The sequence below is a fragment of the Coleofasciculus sp. G3-WIS-01 genome (genome assembly GCF_040223135.1).
Classification (GTDB): Bacteria; Cyanobacteriota; Cyanobacteriia; order Cyanobacteriales; family Coleofasciculaceae; genus Coleofasciculus.
Window position 1 is genome coordinate 28,033 of record NZ_JAVJZI010000287.1, and the last position, 20,922, is coordinate 48,954.

21 protein-coding genes and 1 pseudogene are annotated in these 20,922 nt (G+C 46.6%); 10 read left to right on the forward strand and 12 right to left on the reverse strand.

Annotated features, from left to right (window positions below):
* Positions 1-16 precede the first annotated feature (16 nt).
* Positions 17-568, reverse strand: a complete 552-nt coding sequence (locus tag RIM23_RS30850; RefSeq protein ID WP_446372340.1) for an FKBP-type peptidyl-prolyl cis-trans isomerase — start codon at positions 566-568, stop codon at positions 17-19.
* Positions 569-594: 26 nt separating this feature from the next.
* Positions 595-918 (reverse strand): phasin family protein, encoded by a 324-nt coding sequence (locus RIM23_RS30855; RefSeq protein WP_446357297.1) that lies wholly within the window; start codon positions 916-918, stop codon positions 595-597.
* Positions 919-1,073: 155 nt separating this feature from the next.
* Here RIM23_RS30855 and RIM23_RS30860 point away from each other — a divergent pair, with 155 nt between their 5' ends.
* The 4 genes from RIM23_RS30860 (at position 1,074) to RIM23_RS30875 (ending at position 3,508) form a co-directional block, all read left to right on the forward strand.
* On the forward strand, positions 1,074-1,388 hold the full coding sequence (locus RIM23_RS30860; RefSeq protein WP_446372342.1) for a TIGR03792 family protein: 315 nt from the start codon (positions 1,074-1,076) through the stop codon (positions 1,386-1,388).
* 11 nt (positions 1,389-1,399) lie between these two features.
* A complete protein-coding gene (locus tag RIM23_RS30865) occupies positions 1,400-1,771 on the forward strand; it encodes a hypothetical protein (protein WP_446372344.1) in 372 nt (123 codons plus the stop codon).
* A gap of 734 nt (positions 1,772-2,505) precedes the next feature.
* Entirely contained in the window at positions 2,506-2,994 is a 489-nt protein-coding gene (locus RIM23_RS30870; RefSeq protein WP_446372346.1) for a hypothetical protein, read from the forward strand.
* A gap of 214 nt (positions 2,995-3,208) precedes the next feature.
* Entirely contained in the window at positions 3,209-3,508 is a 300-nt protein-coding gene (locus RIM23_RS30875) for a hypothetical protein (protein ID WP_446372348.1), read from the forward strand.
* 116 nt (positions 3,509-3,624) lie between these two features.
* Here the strand turns inward: RIM23_RS30875 and RIM23_RS30880 are convergent, their stop codons facing one another.
* From RIM23_RS30880 to folK, 6 genes are all read right to left on the reverse strand, one after another.
* Positions 3,625-4,098 carry an N-acetyltransferase family protein gene (locus RIM23_RS30880; protein WP_446372350.1) on the reverse strand — a complete coding sequence of 158 codons (474 nt, stop codon included), beginning with the start codon at positions 4,096-4,098 and terminating at the stop codon, positions 3,625-3,627.
* A gap of 19 nt (positions 4,099-4,117) precedes the next feature.
* Positions 4,118-6,046, reverse strand: a complete 1,929-nt coding sequence (gene nblS / locus RIM23_RS30885) for a two-component system sensor histidine kinase NblS (RefSeq protein WP_446372392.1) — start codon at positions 6,044-6,046, stop codon at positions 4,118-4,120.
* A gap of 293 nt (positions 6,047-6,339) precedes the next feature.
* Positions 6,340-7,605, reverse strand: coding sequence for a phosphoribosylamine--glycine ligase (purD, locus tag RIM23_RS30890; RefSeq protein WP_446372352.1), 1,266 nt, complete (start codon positions 7,603-7,605; stop codon positions 6,340-6,342).
* Positions 7,606-7,915: 310 nt separating this feature from the next.
* Complete coding sequence (locus tag RIM23_RS30895) at positions 7,916-9,343, reverse strand: FAD-binding domain-containing protein (RefSeq protein ID WP_446372354.1); 1,428 nt, start codon at positions 9,341-9,343, stop codon at positions 7,916-7,918.
* 378 nt (positions 9,344-9,721) lie between these two features.
* On the reverse strand, positions 9,722-10,273 hold the full coding sequence (locus RIM23_RS30900; RefSeq protein WP_446372356.1) for an NUDIX hydrolase: 552 nt from the start codon (positions 10,271-10,273) through the stop codon (positions 9,722-9,724).
* Positions 10,274-10,279: 6 nt separating this feature from the next.
* Positions 10,280-10,765 carry a 2-amino-4-hydroxy-6-hydroxymethyldihydropteridine diphosphokinase gene (folK, locus tag RIM23_RS30905; RefSeq protein WP_446372358.1) on the reverse strand — a complete coding sequence of 162 codons (486 nt, stop codon included), beginning with the start codon at positions 10,763-10,765 and terminating at the stop codon, positions 10,280-10,282.
* A gap of 72 nt (positions 10,766-10,837) precedes the next feature.
* Between folK and RIM23_RS30910 the strand changes: the two genes are divergently transcribed.
* On the forward strand, positions 10,838-11,713 hold the full coding sequence (locus RIM23_RS30910) for a WD40 repeat domain-containing protein (RefSeq protein ID WP_446372360.1): 876 nt from the start codon (positions 10,838-10,840) through the stop codon (positions 11,711-11,713).
* Positions 11,714-11,936: 223 nt separating this feature from the next.
* On the opposite strand, the gene RIM23_RS30915 is transcribed toward RIM23_RS30910, so the two are convergent.
* Positions 11,937-12,779 (reverse strand): Uma2 family endonuclease, encoded by an 843-nt coding sequence (locus tag RIM23_RS30915; protein WP_446372362.1) that lies wholly within the window; start codon positions 12,777-12,779, stop codon positions 11,937-11,939.
* A gap of 308 nt (positions 12,780-13,087) precedes the next feature.
* Here RIM23_RS30915 and RIM23_RS30920 point away from each other — a divergent pair, with 308 nt between their 5' ends.
* The 3 genes from RIM23_RS30920 to RIM23_RS30930 all read left to right on the forward strand — a co-directional run bounded on the left by RIM23_RS30920 (position 13,088) and on the right by RIM23_RS30930 (position 17,684).
* Positions 13,088-14,263, forward strand: coding sequence for a cysteine desulfurase family protein (locus RIM23_RS30920; RefSeq protein WP_446372394.1), 1,176 nt, complete (start codon positions 13,088-13,090; stop codon positions 14,261-14,263).
* A gap of 637 nt (positions 14,264-14,900) precedes the next feature.
* Positions 14,901-16,907 carry an Rne/Rng family ribonuclease gene (locus RIM23_RS30925; RefSeq protein WP_446372364.1) on the forward strand — a complete coding sequence of 669 codons (2,007 nt, stop codon included), beginning with the start codon at positions 14,901-14,903 and terminating at the stop codon, positions 16,905-16,907.
* 141 nt (positions 16,908-17,048) lie between these two features.
* Positions 17,049-17,684, forward strand: coding sequence for a ribonuclease HII (locus RIM23_RS30930; RefSeq protein WP_446359220.1), 636 nt, complete (start codon positions 17,049-17,051; stop codon positions 17,682-17,684).
* A gap of 75 nt (positions 17,685-17,759) precedes the next feature.
* On the opposite strand, the gene RIM23_RS30935 is transcribed toward RIM23_RS30930, so the two are convergent.
* Positions 17,760-18,350, reverse strand: coding sequence for a DUF1997 domain-containing protein (locus RIM23_RS30935; protein WP_446372366.1), 591 nt, complete (start codon positions 18,348-18,350; stop codon positions 17,760-17,762).
* Between the two features lie 304 nt (positions 18,351-18,654).
* On the opposite strand from RIM23_RS30935, the gene pheA reads away from it, so the two are divergent.
* Positions 18,655-19,521, forward strand: a complete 867-nt coding sequence (gene pheA, locus RIM23_RS30940) for a prephenate dehydratase (RefSeq protein WP_446372368.1) — start codon at positions 18,655-18,657, stop codon at positions 19,519-19,521.
* A 62-nt stretch (positions 19,522-19,583) separates the two neighbouring features.
* Here the strand turns inward: pheA and RIM23_RS30945 are convergent, their stop codons facing one another.
* Positions 19,584-19,718, reverse strand: coding sequence for a hypothetical protein (locus tag RIM23_RS30945; RefSeq protein ID WP_446359223.1), 135 nt, complete (start codon positions 19,716-19,718; stop codon positions 19,584-19,586).
* Between the two features lie 101 nt (positions 19,719-19,819).
* On the opposite strand from RIM23_RS30945, the pseudogene RIM23_RS30950 reads away from it, so the two are divergent.
* Positions 19,820-20,002 (forward strand): annotated as a pseudogene (locus RIM23_RS30950) (zinc ribbon domain-containing protein); the annotation flags it as partial.
* Between the two features lie 110 nt (positions 20,003-20,112).
* Here RIM23_RS30950 and RIM23_RS30955 read toward each other — a convergent pair.
* Positions 20,113-20,760, reverse strand: a complete 648-nt coding sequence (locus tag RIM23_RS30955) for an LON peptidase substrate-binding domain-containing protein (protein WP_446336042.1) — start codon at positions 20,758-20,760, stop codon at positions 20,113-20,115.
* Positions 20,761-20,922 lie beyond the last annotated feature (162 nt).

Sequence of the window (20,922 nt, forward strand, 5' to 3'; positions counted from 1 at the left end):
AAAGGCGTGATGATTTCTAACTAATTTTCAACAATTCCACATCGAAAATTAGAGTCGCGTTAGGCGGAATCACTCCACCTGCACCCCGGGAACCATAGCCTAATTCTGGAGGAACGATCAGCCGCCGACGTCCGCCAACTTTCATCGTGGCAACGCCTTCATCCCAGCCTTTGATCACCTGTCCTACACCGAGTTTAAAGGAAAACGGACGGTTGCGATCGCGGGAACTATCAAACTTGATGCCATCTTCCAGAGTTCCGGTATAGTGAACCACAACGGTTTGACCTTTTTGGGGTTGTGCGCCGTCACCTTCTTTGAGTTCGACATATTTCAAACCCGATGGTGTGGTGACAATGTCCTGCTCGGTGTTCTGTGCTTCAGTGGAATCTGTATTCATGGCAATGGGTTGATTGTCAGGGATGGGGCTAGCCTGGGTGACTTGGGTTAGGGATTGAGGTTGGGTGAGGTTGAGTTCCTCGGCTGTTGCACTCCCTCGACTGAGTTGAGTCACTACCAACAACAATCCACAGGCAACAATAACACCTAAGCTGATTAGAATATCTCTCAAAATCTATCCTCCTATTCAATCCTTGATTAACGCCACAGCTTATTTTCTAGATCCCGCACTTGACGTTCCAACCGATCAATGCGCCCGCGCAATTCATCCACTTCCGTTTGGCGAGGGACACCTAACTCCTGCAAGAGGTTCCGTAGCTGTCGTTCCATGTTGACTTCAAAGTTACCTTGCTCCGATTTGATCTGCTGCACCATATCATCGACGAATCCTTGGGCTTGCTCTGGATTAATTTTTCCATCTTTTACCCATTCATCGCTAACTTCTCGCAGTTTGTCTGCCACCATGGACGTTGTGCCCACACCAACCATCAATAACTGCTTCAGCCAGTCTCTATTATCCATACGCTGTTCCTGTAACTCGGTGCTTCCCCCAGGATAGGGGAAGGGAGGTTGTATTCCCACCTCCAGTTCCATTGTGTGCTATCTTGCCCATAACTGCTGCTGTGTTCGTTTTTGCCTCAGTTGCACAGTATCCGATCAAGCGCAAGTGCCTAGTTATGGTAATTGAGTATCTTAAATTTAGAGTCTCGCCCGAACTTCGGGAAACATTTATTCAGAAAGATGCCGAAATCTGGACATCCATGCTGGCTAGCTGTCCAGGATTCATCAGCAAAGAAGTCTGGATTGAGCCAGAAACTCCTGCTGAGGTCATTCTGATCATTCGTTGGACAAGCCGTCAACAGTGGGAAGCTGTTCCACAAGAGCAGTTGGATAAAACCCACAAGCGGTTTGAGCAGGAGTTTAATCACGATTATCAGATGATTCAGGCGAGTGAATATCAAGTCAGAAAATTTCCTCAAACACCCAGCTAACGTTAGACCTGATGTCTAGTTGTCCCCGTTGCCATCAATCTATCAGTAATCAAGAAATTACTTGCCCTCATTGTGGCATGATTCTCAAAGCCTACGGTCATCCAGGTATTACCTTACACCAAGCCGTGGAACAGAAGTATTTGTGTCAAACCTGTCTCTATCATGCCGATGATACCTGTACGTTTCCTCAACGTCCTTACGCCAAGGAATGCACCCTTTATACAGATAAAGACCAGTCTACCCTGAAACCTGAACCGATTTATATGCCGCGTCGTAGTCCCTTACACGGGGCAAAATTGTGGTGTCAGCGTCACCCAGCCGTAGTCGGGTTACTGGGATTAGTTGCTGTTAGTATAGTGTTTACTTTACTCTCTAACTCGTGAGTGGTTACACTTTGAATTAAATCGCTTTTTATGCCCAATCGGGAAAATCCCGTAGCAAATTGCCCGTTTATCAATGGATAATTAATAATTGATAATTGATAATTGATTAATTGGGTCTAAGACCTCTTCGTTTACGAAGAAATTAAAAAATATTTTCCTTAATTTCAATCCTCTTCTTTTAAGGAGAGGTCATTATCCATTGTTCATTATCCATTGTCATACCCCATGAATTATCCCTGATGTAGGGGCGCACGGCGTGCGCCCGATTACCCCAAACCCAATGGTTGTGATTGGCTCCTGGATTATCTGGCGACGCATCCACAAGCGCGGGAGAGGTTGTCCGTTTGTCGAGAATAGAGGATGGGGATTGGGAATTGATTTAACCCCAAGGTTGATACCCGGTTGAATTCGGTTAGATTAGGGCACGATATTATCGTACCCCTACCCCATGAATTATCCCTGATGTAGGGGCGCACGGCGTGCGCCCGATTTAATGGTAAAATCTATTCCACAATTTTAACTGTGTCAGTCCACTACAAACTATGACACGACTTGACAAACCTGTAAGCTTCGACTGGGCAATTTGCTCAAAAAACTGGCATCCTATTATATAGATGAACTCAACGTCAGTATTCAGTCATCTATCTTTTGGCTTATCTGTCATCACTGAACCCTAGCACCGACTGAATCTGGATTAGCTCATCTATCCACAAAATCTTTTCAGGATAACGATTATGCCCTACCAAAATATTAGCGCGACGCTTTCCGACGAAGATAAAGAAGCGATTAAAGCCGCTATCCAAACCATTGAGGAAAAACTCTCGTTCTTAGTCAATCTGAGTGTTGAAGAACGCCGTAAGCTGTTTAAGATGGGAGATAAAAGCTTGGGGTTTGTCCAGAATAGTTTAAATATTGCCCAGTCGAATCCGGATATTTTGCCCAATAGCTTTGATTTTAATGAATTTGTCCAGGATTATAAGTTAGCACTGGCGCTGCAGGAAATTTTCTTGGAGTTGCGCCAACTGGAGGAAAAAATAGATGATACGCTGCTGGCGGTGGGAAGTGAGGCGATGGCGAGTAGTTTAGAGGTGTATGAGTATGTGAAGACGGCGGCTAAGCGCACCCCCGGTTTAAAGGCGGCGGCGGAGGAATTAGGAGAACGGTTTAAGGCGATGAAGGCGAAGACGCCCAAGTCAGATGGGGGTTCGGCGCCGACGAGTTAAGCGGTTGAGGGATATTGGGAAAGGCAGGATTAGATAAGAATACGGGCACAGAAAGAATTATTGCGGCTTTAGCCTGATTGTTTTGTTATTCAGGTTTGGCTGGGCTGCATCCCAGTTTTAGAGACGCGCCATGGCATTGTAGAGACGCGCCATGGCATTGTAGAGACGCGCCATGGCATTGTAGAGACGCGCCATGGCATTGTAGAGACGCGCCATGGCGCGTCTCTACAGGCTGGGGAGGAGATGGATTCTGTTGACGAGTATCAAAGACTCGTCGGTGAGTATCAAAGACTCGTCCGCGAGTATCAAAGACTCGTCGGTGAGTATCAAAGACTCGTTTATGAGTATTAAAGACTCGTTTATGAGTATTAAAGACTCGTTTATGAGTATTAAAGACTCGTTGGTGAGTATTATAGATTCGTCAGTGAGTATCAAAGACTCGTTTATGAGTATCAAAGACTCGTCCGCGAGTATCAAAGACTCGTTTATGAGTATCCGCAAGCTGGGCGGTTGAAACCGCAGCTACACAAACGAAACCCGCCTGCGCGGGTTTTCAATATTTCATTAGTCCGCGTAGGCGGACTTTGTTTGTCTAGCCGCGATTTTAATCGCCGTGGCAAAAGGGGATTACTAATCCTTTTTGATTACACCACGCTCAACTAAATAACGCTTAAATTCCACACCCTGACGCTCGACAATCTCCGTATCATAGTGGTGAAAGCCATATTTTTTAAACAACCCCAAGCTAAACTCACTCGCTTCTGCATATAAGCGCTCAATCCTGTGATTTTTGGCATAATCCAAGAGAGTTTGCATCAGAGTCGAACCAATCCCTTGGTGGATGCGATCGCGCCGGACATAGACTGAGGTAATATGACCATTATCGGCTATCCCAGCAAAGCCGAGAATCCTGGTTTCATCTGTCGCCACAAATGTTTTCCCTGACAAAATGAACTCGCCAAACCTGACATTATCTGTGGCAAACGACGCCCAGCTATGAGTTTGCTCATCAGAGTAATAATGCGGCGCGATCGCGAGTACCGTTTCTTGATACAATTGTGCCAGTTTCGGAATATCCGATTCTTGTGCCATCCGAATCGTCATGTTTATAATCAGTGAAAAATTAAGTCACCGATGCGGTTGTCTCATCCGTCTCTGTTGAGAGTAAATGGTCTTCTGATGTCAGTAAGTGGTCTTCTGAGGATTGCCCAGATTGCTCTTTTTCTGTACACACATCCAAGTCAAACCAAAAGGTTGTACCAATCCCCACTTCACTGACTAAATAGACTCGGCTGTGGTGTTTCTCCACAATATTTCGGACAATAGAAAGACCTAAACCTGTACCTTCTAGGGTATGCACCCGGTTTTCGACGCGGAAAAATCGATCAAAAATGTTTTCTTGATCCTCCCAATCAATCCCAATACCTGTATCAGAAATTTCCACCCGAACTTGAGGAATTTCATCCGGATGATGGGAATTGGTTTCTAGGGGATAGGTACGAATCACCACTCGTCCACCAGATTCTGTGAATTTCAGCGCGTTGCCCACCAAATTATCAAAGACTTGCAGCAATAAGTCATAATGCCCTAACACAAGAGGCATTTGGGGGGCAATTTCCTGAACCAGTTCAATCCCTTTATCCCGGGCATTAAGCTGATAAGTGCGGAGGGTTTGCTCCACAGGTCCTGCCACGTCTACAGGTTCAAAATGATATATGCGGCAAGATGTTTCCAGTCTCGACAAATCCAAAACATCGTTAACCAGACGAGTTAAACGGTCGGTTTCTCGATTCGCCGTTTCCAGAAATTCTTGCCGTTCTACTTCACTCAAGTCTTCGCCGTATTCGTGTAGGGTTTCGATAAATGATTTGATATTAAATAATGGTGTTCTCAGTTCATGAGAGACATTGCTAATAAATTGACTCTTTGCCTCATTCAATTCCACCTCACGGGTAATATCCTGCACTGTCATCGCAATGCCTTTGATACTCTCGCGATATTGGTCAAACACCCGTGTCAGCAGAATCCGAACCGTGCGAGGTGTAGGTTCACTCAGGGTAATACGGAACTCCTCTCCTTCCCGTTCCCCTGTGGTTTCGCCGCCAGCAATTTGATACAAGGGTCGCGTTAGTTCCAGGGTAACGGCTGTTGGTAGATGATGCAGCAGGTTTTCGCCAACCAGGGTATGACTATCCCAGCCAAAGATACGCCGCGCCGTCGGGTTGACCAAAATCACGTTCAATGTGGTATCAAGTAATACAGCACCATCCGCGATCGTAGATACCAAGGTTTCCAGTTTGGCTTTTTCTGCGGTCAACTCCTCAATATTTTGTTCCTCATAGCGCTCTAAGCGTTCTGCCATTTCGTTGAAGCTGGAAATCAGTTCTCCCAGTTCTCCTCCCAGGGGTAAGTCTATGCGCTGATTGAAGTTCCCTGCGGCAATATTTTTGACACCCGTTAGCAGTTCTTTAATCGGTTGTGTAATCGTCAAGGCGTTAAATACCGCGCCCAGAATCACCATCACCCAAATTGAGATAAACACAGCAATGGTGACATCCCGGGTCAAATTCGAGGAAGCAACAACCGTGGGATTGGGGTTAATGCCAATAGCTAAAACGCCGAGATACTTGCCTTCATGGGTGAGAGGAACAAAAACATCAGTAACTTCCCCGTCTGGGGTCAGATGCTGCCGAACCATCGGTAGGTCTGAGTTTTTGGCATAATCTTCAGGAAGCTTTATTCGGCGTTGAATCGTCAGAGAATTGTGAACCTCTGATTCAGAAAAGGGGATGCCGAAGAAGATTCTGCCATCCTCGTCAGCGTAAATCATATAGCGCACGCTAGAGGTACTGCTATAAAAACGGTTAGAAAAGCGAGCGACTTCTGTCAGATTGTTTTCCGCAATCTGAGGCGCTACATTAGCCGCCAGCAGTAGACCCAAATCTCGACCAAAACGAGTATCGTTCACGCGGGCATCTTGTTGAATCGTGTTGACCGCCCAAAAGGTCAAGCCACTCATAATCAGGGAGACGGCTAAGGTCGCCGCCGCCATTAATCGGGTCTGGAGAGTAAACTCCGACCACCACCGTGCCAGTACTTCTCGGAAGGTTTTCAGCAAAGCCAGAAAAATTGGTTAATCAGCATTAAACGGAAAAGTTTCCTTAATTTATATTAAATTCTCTCAAAAATTGAAGCTTTGAGCAAGGAGAGGGTGATGGGGGAAGTTTTAAGTTAACTCCCATATCCTCTCTAGGCTCCTCGGCTCCCAGACATGGAATGACACGTCTGGAACATCCTCTGTCTCCCTGTTCCTGCTCTTGAGTACAACTGTCGATCTGACAGGGGTTAGGTTTGGGTGACGCGATGACCGATATCTTTACGATAGTACATTCCCTCAAACTCAATACAGTCTATCGCCCGATAAGTGGCTGCGATCGCACCTTCTAATGTTTCGCCTGTTGCTGTCACCCCTAAGACGCGCCCACCATCGGTTAGCATTTGTTGCTGCTTAAACTGAGTTCCGGCACAAAAAACCGTAGCACCTCGTTCCTGGGCTTGTTCAATCCCATTAATAACATGACCTTTCTGATAAGCACCCGGATACCCTTGAGCCGCCGCCACCACACAAGCCGCCGCCCCAGGTTGCCAGCTAATTGGGGGAAATTCTGCCAGTTTCCGCCCGGTACAAGCCAGGAGCAACTCGTGCAGAGGCGTTTCCAGCAACGGTAAAATCGCTTGGGTTTCTGGGTCACCGAAGCGACAATTAAATTCCAGAACGGTAGGAGCACCTTGAGGCGTAATCATTAACCCCGCGTAGAGAACACCGCGATAGTCAATCCCGCGTTCCTGCAACGCATTAACCGTGGGTTGAAGAATGTCTTGCTCAATCCGTGCCATCAAGCTAGGATTCACCAAGACAGAAGGAGCAAAAGCGCCCATCCCGCCCGTATTGAGTCCCGTATCGCCTTCACCAATCCGCTTGTGATCTTGAGCGGGTAATAAAGGACGAATGGTGATGCCATCGGTTAGTGCCAAAACAGATACTTCTTGACCCGTGACACATTCTTCGATGACCACGGCATTAAACTTATTCTTAAACAAGAACTCAACCGCCGCCACCGCTTCCTCAATGGTTTGAGCCACCGTAACCCCTTTTCCGGCTGCCAAACCATCTGCCTTGACGACAATTGGGGCATCTTGCTCTTTCAGGTATGCGATCGCCTCATCCTTATCGGCAAACATAGCAAACCCAGGAGTAGGAACGCCAGCCGACTGCATTAACGTTTTCGCCCAAGACTTACTCGATTCAATTTGGGCACCCGCTTGAGTGGGACCAAAAACCACCAAGTTTTGACGGCGCAGATAGTCCGTAATCCCCAACGCCAAAGGGAGTTCCGGACCAACAACCACTAAAGAAACATTATGAACCAAAGCAAACCGGGCAATTCCGGCAAAATCATCCACTCGTAAGGGCAGATTCTGACACTGTGGGTTTGTTGCTGTACCCCCATTGCCAGGAACACAGATTACTTGTTTAATGCGTTGAGATTGCAACAGTTTCCAGGCGAGGGCGTGTTCGCGTCCCCCATTGCCAACCACCAAAATCTTCACGTTAGCCTTGCGCTCCCGAAGAAATGAACGATAAAGTATACACTGCCATAAAGCAGGTAGTACATCTGCTTGTGCTGTACCCAGTGAGTGTGTGAGTTGAGCAAATGCCCTCCATTATGCCATGGGATGTCCCCTGATGAAGTGCGGAGAGCTCTAGGTGCAGGGGAGTGGAGATGGGAGAGATGGGGAAGATGAGGGAGATGAGGGAGAGAATTTACAAATGACGAATGACGAATAACTTATCCTTTTTGCTTTATTACTCTAAGGTTTCTGGATGAAAGAAGAATCCCTCGTCTCAGGCGAGGGAGTGTCAACCTTTTTGCTGTTGATAGCGCACTTTAAAGTCTTGCTGCTGTTTTTTGTGATCCACGATGGGTTCAGGATAGCCACAACTCGAACGTTCATCCGCAGGAATTTTCCCCGTAACCAGGTATTTTGTATCCAGTGAACTCAACTCCGGTAACCATTGGCGAATATACTCTCCATCCGGGTCATATTTTTGTGCCTGACTTGCGGGATTAAAAATTCGCAAGGGCTTCGGGTCCATACCACTGGATGCACTCCATTGCCAGCCGCCATTATTAGCCGCTAAGTCACCATCATATAATTTTTGCATAAAATAGTTTTCACCCCACTGCCAGTTAATAATCAAGTCTTTAGTCAAGAAACTGGCAACAATCATCCGACAACGGTTATGCATCCATCCCGTTTCATTTAACTGGCGCATGGCAGCATCAACGATAGGATAACCCGTTCTACCTTCACACCAGGCTTTAAACAAGGTTTGATTATTGTCCCAGGGGAAATCTTGGAAAGTATCACGATAGGGTCCTGTTGCTAATTCAGGAAAGAAATAAAGGGCGTGTTGATAAAATTCTCGCCAAGCTAATTCCTGTTGCCAGGTTTGAATACTACCACGAGTTTCATCGCTAAAGCTGCCCTCTATAGCCCTTTGGGTAGCTTGCCAAACCGTGCGAATACCGATCGCCCCAAATTTGAGGGCGGCGCTGAGTCGGGATGTACCATCAATGGCGGGAAGATTGCGTTGATGTTGGTATTTGTCGATGGTGCGATCGCCAAATTCCTCTAGTCTCTCTTTCGCGGCTTTCTCTCCTGGTTCCAGGATTAGGGGATTGTCCCAAGTCAACCCTAAATCTTTAGCCGTAGGCAACTCAATTGTCCCCACCTTTTTCACCACATCCTGTTCCGTTTCGGTGAGTCCTTCAGCATTTTTAAAGGATTCAGCCGGGGCAGTTTTGGCTTGGTCTTTCCAGTTTTTCCAGAAGGGGGTATAAACCTTGTAAGGATCGCCGGAATTGGTGCGAATTTCTCCGGGGGCGTGTAAGAGTTGATCCCAGAAAAATTCAACCGCAATCCCTTTTTCCGATAGGGCATCTTGTACCGTGCGATCGCGCGTTTTGGCATAGGGTTCAACATCCCGGTTCCAGAATACCGCTTTAGCGTTGAGGGCGTCAGCTAGAGCGGGAATTCCTTGAGTAGGATTTTGATGCAAGATTAATAATTGACTCCCAACTTCAGCGTAGCGTTGTTGTAACTCCTGTAAACAGCCAATCATGTACATAACTCTAGCTGGGGCGATATCATCCCGTTCTAAGATATTCGGGTCAATACAAAAGACCCCTATCACCTTCTGACTTTTTTTACAAGCCGCAGCCAGACCAATATTATCAGAAATTCGTAAATCACGGCGATGCCAGAAGAGAATCAGATCAGTCATGAATAATGAATTTTGAATCTGTAGAGATGGGCGCTAGCCTTTCTCGTTGTGCTGTTGATTATAACCTTAAAATGGATTCAAACTCTTATCCAGCCCTCGCTATGAACTAATTGATAGCACTTCCCTTTGTTTTCTCAATTCTATAAAATTGTCGCCAAACTCCACTAACCTCCTCTGCGTTCCTCTGCGTTAACCTCTGCGTCCCTCTGCGTTAAAAATATAATTATCAGATAGAGAGAAACGTTCCAGCGAAACGTCTCTACAATGTTCGCCACACAACCCTATTTTGCAACATATTAGCATAGGGCGCACATTGGATAGGGCGCACGTCTGTGCGCCCCTACGGTTTCCCGAATATCTTCAACAACAATTAACCCACTATTGCGGCAAAAACGGACGCGCTAGGTAAAAGCTACAAATCGATTTAGCATCAACCGCATCCCCCCCATGAATCGCTTTTTCTAATTCTTCAGGAGTCATCAATACCGTTTCTAAATCTTCATCCGCATCCAATCCTGGCGGCGTCTCCAGTTTCTCTAAATCTTGCGCCAGAAATGCGTAAATATATTCATCAGAATACCCTGGTGCTAAGGCAAAATTACCCAAAGATTGCCAACGGTGCGCCCGATACCCGATTTCTTCTTGAATTTCCCGTTGGATTGTCGTTTCTGGGTCTTCTAAAGGTTCCACCGTACCCGCCGGAAACTCTAATAACCGCCGTTGTACCGTAAACCGATATTGACGCACGAGTACCAGTTTCCCATCTGGGGTCACAGGAACCGCTAGCGCCCCACCGGGGTGACGAACGCATTCCCAGTCGCCTTTAGCTTGATTGGGAAGACGCAGGTGATTAACTTCAAAGTTAAATTTGCGTCCCTGATAAACAAAGCGTTGTCTGAGTAATTGAGGGGGTTCTTTACCTTGAGGCATGTCTAACTATACGGGGTGAACTCCAGAACAGTCTACCCTTTGTACGAGTTGTGCGATCGCACATCCGGATATCGGTTCTAGCCAATCGGGGGCAATTTCGGCTAAGGGAACCAGGACAAAGGCTCGTTCACTCATCCGGGGGTGGGGGATTTGCAGGGTAGGGGTGTCTATTATTAAATTATCGAATAATAAGATATCTAAGTCTAGGGTTCTCGGTCCCCAGCGTTCCCGCCGTTCCCGCCCGAACTGTTTTTCGATGCTGAGGGTGATTTGTAATAAATCCTGGGGGGTTAGCTGTACATCTATAATCACACAACCATTGAGATAATCCGGCTGCGGCGGACCAACGGGGGCGGTTTGATACCAACTAGACTGAGAGGTTACCGTGATACCGGGAGTTTTAGCTAACATAACTATAGCCGCCTCTAGGATGGCACTCGAATCACCCAAATTGCTACCTAGCGCGATCGCACATTGTTGAGATTGTGACACAAAATCCCCCTGCGGTTAAGTTTATAGACTACCAGAAATAAACAAAGCTTTTGCTGCTATAGAGATGTATTAATGCACGAAGAACAAATCCTCGGTCTTTGGTTATCCGGACCCAAGGGAACAGTTTACTCCCTAGCAATGAGTCCCGATGGCAAAACCTTAATCAGTGGTGGCGGAGATACAATCGTGCGAGTATGGGATTTAAGCAATGGAGAGGAACTCTCCTGTTTCCGAGGTCACTCTGACTGGGTACATGGGGTAGCGATTAGTCCAGATGGTCAAACTTTGGTGAGTGGGAGTTTTGATTGCACACTGAAAGTGTGGAACCTGAAAAGTGGGAAAGAACTACACACCTTAGAAGGTCATTCAGATCGAGTATATTGTGTGACGATTAGTCCTGACGGACAGAGAATTTATAGCGGTAGCCAGGATACAACAATTAAAGTTTGGGATATTAAAAATGGTGCTGAACTTCACACCCTAACCGAACCGTCAGACTGGGTGTATTCCCTCGCCATTAGTTCAGATGGTAAAAGATTAGTGAGTGGTTGTGCTGATGGTACTATTTGGATTGGTCATCGAAAAATACTCACCGGTCATTCAGGTAGCGTTACCTCAGTGGCGATTAGTCCCAATGGGAAAACGTTGGTGAGTAGCAGTATTGACAAAACGATTAAACTCTGGGACTTGAGCACAGGAGAGGAAATTCGCACACTGATCGGTCATTCGGGAACTGTTACTTCAGTGGTAATTAGTCAAGATGGACGTCGAATTATTAGTGGAAGTAACGATAAAACAGTTAAGGTTTGGGATTTACAGACAGGTGAAATTTTGCACAGGATTAGTGACCATGCAGAAGCCGTTTTAGCGGTAGCAATTAGTCCAGATGGACAGACTATCGCCAGTGGTAGCCAGAATGATGTGATTAAAATTTGGGAAGTGAGATAGTGTAGGGGCGGGTTTCCTATTATCATTTCTGACATCACCCAGATGCAACTAAACCCGCCCGTTTTTTAGCCTAAACATTTTGTGCTTTCCTTGACATGCTCCCATTGAGTAAAGGGCGACCCGATAAAATTGAGTGGACACCGTTGTTGATTTGTGCAAGCGGGTCGCCCCTACAAGAGAAATAAAGGTGACATACTCCCTAGTGCGATCGCGTCTAATTCTATCATGAACCTTCAGGTACAATACTGATAAATTGCGCCAGGGTTTGTGCAGTTAAAGCTACTTCCACCAAATCCTCTAATTGATTAATTTCAAGTACCTGTAAACGTTGCTCAATATCTAGCGGAACCTGTTCAAAGCGCATAGAGAGGATACGCAATAACTGTCGTAATGTCCCTTGTTGAAATCCTCGCTGTTGAGCCGCTTCTTCAGGTAGGGGAACAAGATTACCATTTTGATCATAAAATCGTAACCAAACCGCCGTCTCTCGGTCTATGGTTCCTTGCCAAGTTCCCAACCACAACCCCAATTTTTGACACCACAGCCAACCCTGCTCATTAGGGACTAATGGTTGATATTGTTGAGACGCATCCAAATGCCAACCCTGCAATGAATTGGGTTCAAAGGGATTAAAAACAAAGTAATCCGGTGTTCTAAAAATACGCTCATAAATATCTTTCTTCGTCCCCGTATCCACAGACGCCGTAGAAGGAGACATTAATTCGACAATTACATCAGGGTAACGCCCCCCTTCTTCCCACACAACCCAACCTTGCCGTTCAGTAGTCCCGTCAACATTTAATACCGCAAAGAAATCTGGTCCTTTAAAATCCCGGTTCCGCGCCTGCTCACTGCTGTAATAAATAAACATATTACCGCTCGTGAAGAAATCATTGCGAGCAAGATACGCTTGCTGCAACGACCGAATCAGGACATTTATAGAAATACGGTGGCGATTACTTTCCAACGGTTCTCCATCATCAAAGATTAAGTCAGTTGGGGGCATGGATGGTTCCCAGCCTACCATAGTTTGGGATGTTGTCTCTTGAGTAGCCAACTCTGACATAATAAGCGTCTCTTTACATTAAGGTTCTTTTTTTCAGATACCTGAAAGTATCTTAACAAGAATGGCACTGAAAAGCGTGCATTTTTGGATCGCCTAAACCTTGATAGATCGTAGGGTGGGCAATGCCCACCAGCCTCATCTGAGCGTGCTATTCATCTTAACAAAAGCGCGATCGCTAACACTCCCTTGTAGTAAAATAAACCTTTAATAGGATGTCCGTCATAACTCACATTCTGCATCCCTTTCAGTCAGCCAATTTTCTAGAGTGGCGTGGCATACTAAAAATGACAAATGGCGATTTACTAATTATGTCTCATCGTCCAATTTACCTTGATAACCACGCCACCACCCCCATGGATGAACGGGTGCTAGAGGCAATGCTGCCCTTTTTTAGAGAACATTTCGGCAACCCTTCCAGTATCAGCCACGCTTACGGTTGGGAAGCAGAAGCAGCAGTAAAACAAGCACGACAAACTATAGCTGACGCTATCCACGCCACACCAGAGGAAATTGTTTTCACCAGTGGTGCAACCGAAGCGAATAATTTAGCGATTAAAGGAGTTGCTGAAGCCTATTTCAGTAAAGGGCGTCATATTATTACCGTCCAAACCGAACATCGGGCGGTGCTTGATCCATGTACCTATTTACAAAACTTAGGATTTGAGGTCACGCTTTTGCCTGTCCAAAGGGATGGACTACTTGATTTAACTCAGCTTGAAAAAGCGATTCGTCCTGATACAATCTTAGTCTCAGTCATGGCAGCTAATAACGAAATTGGTGTATTACAACCCCTGGCTGAGGTTGGGGAACTGTGTCACCAGCATCAGGTACTCTTCCATACCGACGCCGCTCAAGGGATTGGTAAAATCCCCTTGGATGTCCAGGATATGAATATTGACCTGATGTCCCTAACAGCCCATAAACTTTATGGACCCAAGGGTATTGGGGCGCTTTATATCCGCCGCCGTAACCCAAGAGTTAAGTTAGCCTCACAAATTCAGGGAGGGGGACAGGAACGGGGAATCCGTTCGGGTACCCTCAATACACCACAAATCGTTGGCTTTGCTAAAGCGGTGGAACTAGGATTAGCTGAACAAACCTTTGAATCTCAACGCCTCCTCCAGCTACGGGAACAGCTTTGGAACGCCCTGTCTCAGCTAGGGGGGATTCACCTGAATGGTCATCCTCACCAGCGATTGTCAGGAAATCTTAATATTTCCGTGGAAGGGGTGGACGGTTCTGCTCTCCTGTTGGGATTACAGCCGATAGTCGCGGTTTCCTCAGGTTCGGCTTGCTCCTCGACTAATGTAGCGCCATCCCACGTCCTTTTGGCACTAGGACATTCAGAATCCCTAGCTCATGCTTCGATTCGGTTTGGTATTGGGCGCTGTAATACAGCCGAGGAAATCGATACCGTTACCCAACACGCGATCGCGACAATTACATCCCTGCGTCAAGCTCAAACCCCTTACACGTCGGTCTAGTTACGGTGATTGGGGATTCCTCATTCGTCCTTTGTCCTTTGTTGATGAGGAAATCGCTCCCATCTCCCCAGCTTTCGGGAGCACCCGGAACCCCCTCACAGGTAAACTGATGGTTTCTACCCATTAACAATCAACAATCAACGCAGTATAATGTAAAATTGAGGAAACAGTTAGCGTACCAACAGTGACACTAGGTTCGACCTGTGTAAACTATCTGTAGATACTATCCGTAACTGATTCACACTTCCAGAGCTTTAACTTGCACGTTACCAAACTCCAATGCTAGCCCTTGGACAAAGGGGCATGACATTGGCTACCTGTAGCATTGGAGAAAAAGTTGATCTACGAGAGTGTCAGTAGTCTTCAGTCACTCCCCGATCACAATTTACGTTTTCTAAGTAAGTAAAGCTAAAGTTTTTGCTTTTCAGAATCATAAGGGGTAGCCAAAGCAAGAGTAACCGATCAATTTTAGGTATGCGATTTAATATTTTTGGAGGAAAAGGGAATTCAGACAAGCATTCAAGCATTTTTCAAGCTTGGCTCGTTTGCCTGCCCTCTAAACTAATTAGCTATCTAAAATTCCAACCAAAACCAAGCTTCAGTACTTGAACGTACTGCCAAATTTTGAGGAAATTGAATGGCAAAACAAATTATTATTGCAGAGCAATATCGGCTGGCTGCTGTCTTTTCAGAAGATCAGATTCAAGAACTTGTCGTTGCCACCGGCAGCCACCAAGTCGGTGATATTTATCTCGGCATTGTCGAAAACGTTTTACCGGGCATTGATGCCGCATTTGTCAATATCGGCGATGCCGAACGCAATGGATTTATTCACGTTACCGACTTGGGTCCTGTGCGACTTAAACGTCGCTCTGGGGCGATTACGGAACTGCTCACCCCGCAGCAAAAAGTCTTAGTCCAAGTGATGAAGGAGCCGACGGGAAATAAAGGTCCTCGGCTGACTGGAAATATCAGCCTTCCGGGTCGTTATCTGGTGCTGATGCCCTATGGACGAGGTGTTAATTTATCCCGACGGATAAAAAACGAAAACGAGCGTAATCGCCTCAGAGCCTTGGCTGTGCTGATCAAACCCGCTGGGATGGGATTATTGGTTCGCACCGAAGCCGAGGGCAGAGCCGAAGAAGCGATTATGGAGGATTTGGAGGCACTGCAACGCCAATGGGAAGCCATCCAACAGGAGGCAACCTCGACGAGAGCGCCGTCCCTACTCAATCGCGATGATGATTTTATCCAGCGAGTCCTCCGCGATATGTACACAGCGGATGTGAATCGAATTGTGGTTGATTCCCATACTGGGGTCAAGCGGGTGAAGCAGCAATTAGTGAGCTGGAGTGGCGGCAGATCACCGGAAGGGGTTTTAATTGACCACCACCGCGATCGCCTCTCAATTCTCGATTATTTCCGCATTAATGCGGCGATTCGAGAAGCCTTAAAGCCACGAGTCGATCTGCCATCCGGAGGCTACATTATCATCCAACAGACGGAAGCTCTCATTGTAATTGATGTGAACTCCGGTTCCTTTACTCGTTCAGCAACCGCACGAGAAACGGTTCTGTGGACTAACTGTGAAGCCGCAACGGAAATCGCCCGCCAATTACGCCTACGTAACATTGCTGGCGTAATCATCGTGGACTTTATCGATATGGACTCGCGGCGTGACCAATTGCAGGTTCTGGAACATTTCAACAAAGCGTTGAAAATGGACAAAGCCAGACCCCAAATCGCCCAACTTTCAGAACTGGGATTAGTCGAACTCACTCGTAAGCGCCAGGGTCAAAATATTTACGAATTATTTGGTCACACTTGTCCAAGCTGCGGTGGTTTAGGACATTTGGTGCATCTTCCTGGTGAACCAGAACCTCAAGTGCAACAAGAGCTAGAGCCTGTTTCTCGCGTTGAAGTCCCCGAAAGCTCTGATCTTCCAGAACCCTTGGATATCCCTGGCTTTAATGAACCGGATGAACTTGAACTGAATCATCCGAGTTATCAAGAAAGGGGAATCGTCAATGGCACTAATCGCCGCCGCCGTCGTCGCCGCTTGGATGATGTGATCTCCAAAGATGAACCCATCGCCAAGAGCAATATTCGTCCAATACCCGTGTCTCAACGCTCCTCTGATGTGGGTGACGACGTAGAGGAGATCAGGCGTGATAGTACCTCAGTTGAACGTCCCATCGCGCCAGAGCCCAGCGAACGAGTGGGCAGACCCCAGCTAATTCGCTCGGTGGTAGAAATGGAACCACCGGAAGTTATTCAGGTTGAGATGACCCCGGAGGAACAGGATGTTTATGCTTTGATGGGCATTTCACCGTTAGTGCGCTTAGACCGGGAGATTAGAAATCCCAGATCGGTTATGGTTTCGGTGGTACTTCCTGGAGAAGCTGAATCGGATACTTCCACCAATGACATAGCTGACGTAGCTGACGATTCATGGGAGGATATTTCTAGCCCATCAGAGGAATCTGAGTTAGAAGAGGGTTCAGACAAGGTATTGGTTAGTTCATCGGGAGTTGCTGTCGATTCAGAATCATCGGCTGAATCAACCTCAGCCAGTGAATCGGAAACGAAGCCATCTTTGATTCGTCGTCGTCGCCGCCGTTCTTCGGCGATGGAAAATGAGTGAATGAGCAATGGAAACGTTTTGAGTGTTCCTTTCCGTGATCCAACAAGCGCCTTTAAGGGCGGAGGCGAGCCACTCTCGTTGGACTATGTATAGGATGATAACCTTCACTCAAAACCCGCCCTGACTGAGTTTCAGGTATCCATGACTATGGAGAATTCAGCCAACTATTGCCAACTACCGGAACTATCGGGCGATCGCAAATTGGTTGCCGGAGTGGATGAAGTTGGGTGTGGCGCTTTATTTGGTCCGGTTGTGGCAGCAGCGGTTATTTTACCTGCATCGACTCTGCTCAACTTGGCTGGTTCGGGAATGAAAGATAGTAAACAGTTAACTCGTCTACGACGCCAGAAATTGGCGCAAGCGATTAAAGAGGTGGCTATCGATTGGAGTATTGGTTATGCCACTAGTGCTGAAATCGATCAAATTAATATATTACAAGCCTCTTTGTTGGCAATGAAACGGGCTGTGCTTAAGTTGAAAGTGCAGCCCGATTTATGCCTGATCGATGGGAGACAAGCGTTGGTTGGTTTACCCGTATCCCAAAAGAGTCTAATTAAAGGGGATGAGCGATCACTAGAAATTGCGGCGGCTAGTATTGTGGCGAAAGTCTGGCGTGATGATTTAATTGAGCGTTTAGCGACTAAGTATCCCGATTATGACTTAGCCGCTAATAAGGGATACGGAACTCAACGACATCGTTTAGCCCTCCAACAGTTGGGTCCTTCGCCGCAACATCGCCGTTCCTTTCGTCCTTGTCAATTCAGGGATGGGGGATGAGGGAGATAGGAAGCTGGGGTGCTGGGGAACACAGCACAGGAGCAGGGGAGTGAACTCAAAACTTTCCCAATCCCCCTAAATGGTAGGATTATCGACAGGTGTAAGATGCTGAGAGTTAGGCTGATTAAGGGTTTGACGATCCGCGTTAGCCCATTGACTATAATCCAATAGCAGTTGATGCATTAATTTCTGCTTAATCCGTAGTAAAACACTTTTGAGTAATCCATTGCCGGTTTTTTCGATAATGGGTTGAGGTGTCAGGGAAATGGGAAAGGGAATATCTACCCGAACCTTTAAATCCGCTCTGCCTTTAAGTTTAGTTTGGCTGTGGTTTGACTCAGGATAGAGTTTCCCATTGACCTGTAGGGTAAAGCGTTGATTAATGTAGTCCAATCCAGGAATGTCGCAATCTACCGATCTTAGTTGAACTGTACCGTTAACATCTGTCCAAACTTTGAGGGTGACTCTCGGTTGAAAGGTTAATGACAGAAAATGCAATGGACGCATCTTCAGGCGAAACTGCTCTGGACTCAGTTGCTCGATCAGATTTGGGTCGGCTATCGCCTGTACCAACCGCTGAGGTTGACGTAAATAGTGCTGAATGGGTACAGATTGTTCCGGTACAGTAATTTCTACGGATTGGGATGCAGTAAACTGGCTGGTCATAGGGTGAGAGCAACGTTGGGTTTCGTCTAAGTTTCTTAATGTTAATCTTACTTTAATTAAGGTTTATTTACATAATTGGGCGAAATTTTTTAAGGTTATGGACATGAACGAGTTTGCTAAATGAGACCACAGCATATAACTTAATCCTTACTCTGATTGTAGAAATTTTGATCGCCAAGCGTTATCTTCCTATAGAAGACTTTAATCACCTCGATCAGTCTAAACGTTTAGTCCTCAGGAAGGAAAAGATTAAATCCCATTACTGAGAATAAAAAAACGCACATTATAAGGTAAAGTGTATTTTATGTCAATTTCAATTGCCCATCTAGGACCACCAGGGACTTACGCGGAAGCGGCTGCCTTAGCTTACTGTCGCACCCTTGCCAGTAAATGTGATTCAAAACCCTGGTTATGCCCTTATCCCAGCATTGCCCAAACCTTACACGCGGTCGCCCAAGGGCAAGCTGATTTGGCTGTGGTGCCTGTGGAAAATTCCATTGAAGGCAGTGTAACAATTACGTTGGATACCCTATGGCAACTGGATCAACTGCAAATTCAACAGGCATTGGTTTTGCCGATCCAACATGCCCTGTTGTCACGAGCATCTCGTCTCCAGGCAATCCAAACCGTTTATTCTCATCCTCAAGCCTTAGCCCAATGTCAAGGGTGGCTCCAGAAGTGTCTGCCCTCAGTGCAACTTATACCGACCAACTCAACCACGGAAGCCTTACAGCATTTGGATACCGACTATACAGCCGGCGCGATCTCTTCACAACGGGCGGCGCTGCTTTACCAGTTACCTATCCTCGCTGCGGCGATCAATGATTATCCTGATAACTGTACTCGCTTTTGGATTGTTGGTCAGCAACCATCCTCTGGCGGTAGTCATACCTCCTTAGCTTTTAGCACCCCTGCCAATGTGCCAGGAGCGTTAGTTAAACCCCTGCAAGCCTTTGCCCAGCGAGAGATTAACCTGAGTCGAATTGAATCTCGCCCAACGAAGCGATCGCTGGGTGAGTATCTTTTCTTTATTGATTTAGAAGCTAATGCTTCTACACCGTTGGTGCAAGAGGCACTCTCAGAAGCTGCCACTCATACAGAAATTCTGAAAATATTTGGCAGCTACAGTGTCATACCCATTGACTCAATGGCGCTGATTGAGGACGAATAGGCTGCCTTTGCCTGTAGAAAACCCACAGGGGTTAACAACTGTAACCTAATATCTGCCCAAACTTACCCATGTCTGGACTTTTTGGGTAGGTCTTGCCGATATCGCGCCATCCTTTCTATTACGTCGCTGAGGCTATTAGCGCCCAAATCGACGCGCTTCATCTCTAGCCAGTTGATAGCTGTTTCAGTCAAAGTCATCGTAAACCTACGTTTTGACTCATCATAAATTTTTTGTCTAGGCATTCCAATTCTTCTATTGCTCATGTATAATATGATTATAACAATCATTGAGCAGGTCGTTGTACGGGTCAACCTTAATTGTGGTTGATCGATGGTATCCCTCAACCAAAACCTGCTCAAGATGCCACACCGAAAAAGACTCAATGCCCTTATCTGAGCGGGTTTTTCGGTGTGACAACTGCGGGTTGGAAATTGACCGGGATTTCAATGCCTCCATTAATTTGGAGATAGCCGCCAGTTAGGTGGGGAGAGCCTGTGGACTGGTTGAGTGCCGTCACCTCCAGAATGAAGCAGGAAGTAAGCGTCAAGGATGTCCACTTGTGGGTAGCTTTGGGTAAGTCTTATGTAACGGCTAATTAAAGGCATCTTTAAGGACTGTACGGGCTGCCAAATGATTGCGCGTGGAGGTGAGTATTTCAGCTTCGCGTTCCAAACGGGCTGCTGTATCCTGCATTTCTAGCAAAGCTTGTTGTTCCGAAGCGACGCCGTAAAGATTGCCCGCTACCCAATAGGATAGTTCTAAAGGAAGGTCTGGCAAATCTTCAGGCAGCTCGATTTTCTGATCCGTCAGCTTGGCAGAAAGATGGACGACATCTCGCAGCAATTGCTCAACGGATTTGGAGAGTTCTCTTAAGTCTTTTTGGGAGGGTTGATCCTCTATCCATTCCACCAACCCGACGCGATAGGGTTTTTCTCGGACGTATTCTAAAACCCGAAATCTTTGCTGACCCAGGGTTAAGACTTTCATCCGATCATCGGGCAAGGGCAAACGCTGGAAGTGGATAATTTCAGCGCAGCAGCCAACGGCGGCGGGTTGACCTTGCACCGGGTCCCACATTAATACCCCAAACCGCCGATCGCTCTCCAAAATCGTGTTCATCAGGATGCGATAGCGAAATTCAAAGATATGTAGGGGTAGGGGTCGTCCCGGAAATAGAACCACTTCTGGCAGTGGAAACAAAGGAAGTTCTCTAACAGCAATTGAGGAAGAGGATGCCATTGTGCCTTGGTGAAAAGGGTAACTGCGCTTCTTTACCTACTTTAACGGATTTTTTGGGGACAAGAAGCAAGCATTGGAGCAGAAGAGCTTCATAAGCTCCAGGAACAAGGGAGATTTTAGGTCTGCAAAGCTACGCTAACGCAGGTTTCCAAATCCTTACGC